A 3,231-nucleotide genomic window follows, 5' to 3' on the forward strand; every position below is an offset into this window, starting at 1 on the left:
GATGAGTGATCAGGGGGTCAACCTTCAGCTGCCGAAAAGGGGTCAGCTTTCGCCTGCCGTTGACACAAGTCGGGCTGGACGAGAAGACGGGCAGACCTTCTCTGTCCCGCTCCGCTGTGTCTACCGGTCGATGTGAGAAGACGGGAGACACCAGTCTTCCCCTCGTGCGGTCCGTCGGACGTGGCGGTGATCGCCGTCAGGGGAGTTCCCCTGGTCGGAGCGTGCTTGGGCAGCTGTCGGAAAAGCGACGCCCAGTGAGATGCGCTCTGCACGTGCATCCGATGAGCACCTACCTGGTGTCCCAAGCACCGACTCCAGCACTCGCCCCTGGCCTACGCCGGTGTCCTGTCGGTGGACGGCACCGACTCCTCGACCCGGCTGGGAACCTGGGCGATGATCTGGGCGGTGCCCGCGCTGGGACGTGTCGCGCGATCAGATGCCCCCAGATGCCGCTTCAGTCCTCTTCCGCTTGACATATGGCCCGGTCGAGGGTGGATCGCATTGAAGTGTGGGTCCCTCCGGTGGGCCACCACGTCGACACTGGCTGCGGGGAGCATACGTCCGGGGCGATCGGAGCGGGACCCGGTGGCGCACCAGGAAGGGGCCTTCCTGATGGGCGGTCCCTGCTTCAGGAGCGGGCTCAGACGGCGTCGTTGCCGTCGCTGCCGCGCCGGGTGTCCGGGGTGGTTGTTCCGGCGGCCGCCTGCGTGTCAGCGCGGGCGCCCTCCACGGACTCGGCCTCCGGGGCGGGAACCGGCTCGGGCTCGGGGGCCACCCCGGTGCGCTCGAACTCGCCGTGCTTGCCGTGGGCGCAGTCCAACAGCTCGCGGAAGTGCCTCTCGGAGGCGATGAGTTCCTCGCGGTACCGGGCCGAGATGGAGGGCATCTTCTCCTGGTAGTGGGCGACCTTGGCGGCGAGTCGGCAACGTTCTTCGACCGGTGCGTCCTGGGGCAGGGTGACGTACTTCTCGGCCGTCGTCTGCAGGCCGCCGATGATGTGCACCGCCCGGCCCTTGGGGCTGAACAGCGAGGCGAGGACCGTGATGGCCAGCACGCCGATGATCACGGACAGGGACAGCCCGATGCCGATCTCCACGACCTCGACGTGTTCACCGTTGTTGATGAAGCCCAGGTTGTTCTCGTGCAGGGCGTGAATGATGAGCTTCACCCCGATGAAGCCGAGAATGACCGACAAGCCCCAGGACAGGTAGATGAGCCTGTTCAGCAGCCCGTCGATGAGGAAGTACAGCTGCCGCAGGCCCATCAGGGAGAACGCCACGGCGGTGAACACCAGATAGGTCTGCTGGGTCAGACCGAAGATCGCCGGAATCGAGTCCAGGGCGAAGAGGACGTCGGTGCCGCCGATGGCGACCATGACCAGCAGCATCGGGGTCATCACCCGACTGCCGTCGTGGATGGTGAAGAGCTTGTCGCCGTCGTAGTGGTCGGTGGTGTGGATTAAGCGTCTGGCCAGTCGGACCACGAAGTTGTCGGCCTCGTCGTGCTCCTCGGAGGCGAGTTCCTTCTTGATCAGGGAGCCGGCGGTCAGCAGCAGGATGAGCCCGAAGGCGTAGAACACCCAGGCGAACTGGTTGATCAGCCCGGCACCTACGAATATCAAGGCGGTGCGGGCGATCAGGGCGAAGCTGATGCCGAACAGCAGGACCTTCTGCTGGTCCGCCCGCGGCACCTTGAACGAGGCCATGATGATCAGGAACACGAAGAGGTTGTCGACCGACAGGGCCTTCTCGGTGATGTACCCGGCGTAGTACTCCCCGGCGTACTGGCCACCCCACTGGACGAGGACGAACAGGCCGAAAACCAGCGCCAGGCCGACGTAGATGCCCGACCAGATCGCGGCTTCTTTCAGCTGGGGCTCGTGGGCCTTGCGGACGTGGAAGACGTAGTCGAACAGGAGCAGGCCGACGATCGCTATGATCGTCACGGCCCACACGGTGGGGGAGACGTCCATGGGATTGTGCTTTCGGGGTCGGGTACGGGACCGCCGTAAGTCTCTCCGCCGCTCCGCCGGGACCTCACCGGTCCGTGCCGGCCAGCTCGACCGCTGTGCCCGGCCGGGCATCGATCACCCGACGTACTGACGTCCACAGCGCTGAAGGATACTCCCCTAAGGCATACCCCACTGTATACGAGGCCCCTCTGACCTGGGGCGACCGCAGGGATACGGCAGGTGCACAACCTCACGAGCAGCGGGGGATCTGCAGTGGTTGAACGCGTTGTTGACGTCCCTTTTTGCACAGGGCGGATTATCGGCACTCAGAAAGGGGGGTTGTCGGTTGAGACCGCAGCTGTCCCGCGGACAGGGCCTCGGTCGTGGCGTCGGTCGTGGTGTCGGTCGTGGCGTCGGTCGTGGTGTCGGTCGTGGCGTCGGTCGTGGCGTCGGTCGTGGTGTCGGTCGTGGCGTCGGTCGTGGTGTCGGTCGTGGTGTCGGTCGTGGTGTCGGTCGTGGTGTCGGTCGTGGTATCGGTCGTGGTATCGGTCGTAGTGTCGGAGACAGCGTCCAGGGCGGTGCGTAGTGCGCTGATCTGGAGCTCTGAAGCCTCGGCGAGATCGGTGAGCGGGACCCCGGAATCGGCCGCTGCGCGCAGTTGCGCGTGCAGTACGGCCACCGCCTGGTCCAGTGACCACTGCGCCGACTCCAGAGCGCCGTCCACGGGGGCGACGTCGAGGCCCAGGCCGATCTCCTCGTCCGAGGTGGCGGCGGCGTTCAGGACCTGGTCGAGGGCCCACTCTGCTTCCTCGACCTCTCCCGCGGCGACGAGGACGCGCTGGATGAAATCGGTCTGCCGTTCCTGGGCGCCACCGGCCCCGCCGAGATCCTCGGGAATGGCCGCTGCGGGGAGCCCATCAGGGAGTGGGGCAAGGGGGGCTGGGACGAGGCCGGCCGCAGGGGACATCGGCCGTTCGGGAACTGGGGTGTTCATCATGGGACCTTCCTCGAACCCTGCGGGGGTGAGCCTGCGGAAAGGGCTGCGTCGATGGCCGGAAATCCGGACACAGGTTCCATGAAATCCGAGAAGGAGAGGGAAACTCAACCGTCCGTGCACGTGGACCACCGTGGGCGCCCCGGGGGCCTGACCCGGTACTCGGGCGCCTGCACGCGCTGTTCCCGAGGATCCGCTCCGAGGACCGTGTGCTGTGGTTCGCCGTGCGCGTGGCCATCGCCTTCGCTGTGCTCCTGTCCCCGTGCGCTGTCGAGCAGACGACGCC

General features: G+C 66.4%; 2 protein-coding genes. Both read right to left on the reverse strand.

Going from position 1 to position 3,231, the window contains the following annotated elements:
• Nucleotides 1-640 precede the first annotated feature (640 nt).
• Entirely contained in the window at nt 641-1,972 is a 1,332-nt protein-coding gene (locus tag ACYVM4_RS05490) for a TerC family protein (RefSeq protein WP_460667905.1), read from the reverse strand.
• Nucleotides 1,973-2,267: 295 nt separating this feature from the next.
• Entirely contained in the window at nt 2,268-2,948 is a 681-nt protein-coding gene (locus ACYVM4_RS05495; RefSeq protein WP_460667906.1) for a hypothetical protein, read from the reverse strand.
• Nucleotides 2,949-3,231: the final 283 nt, after the last annotated feature.

Source organism: Kocuria himachalensis (assembly GCF_054784195.1).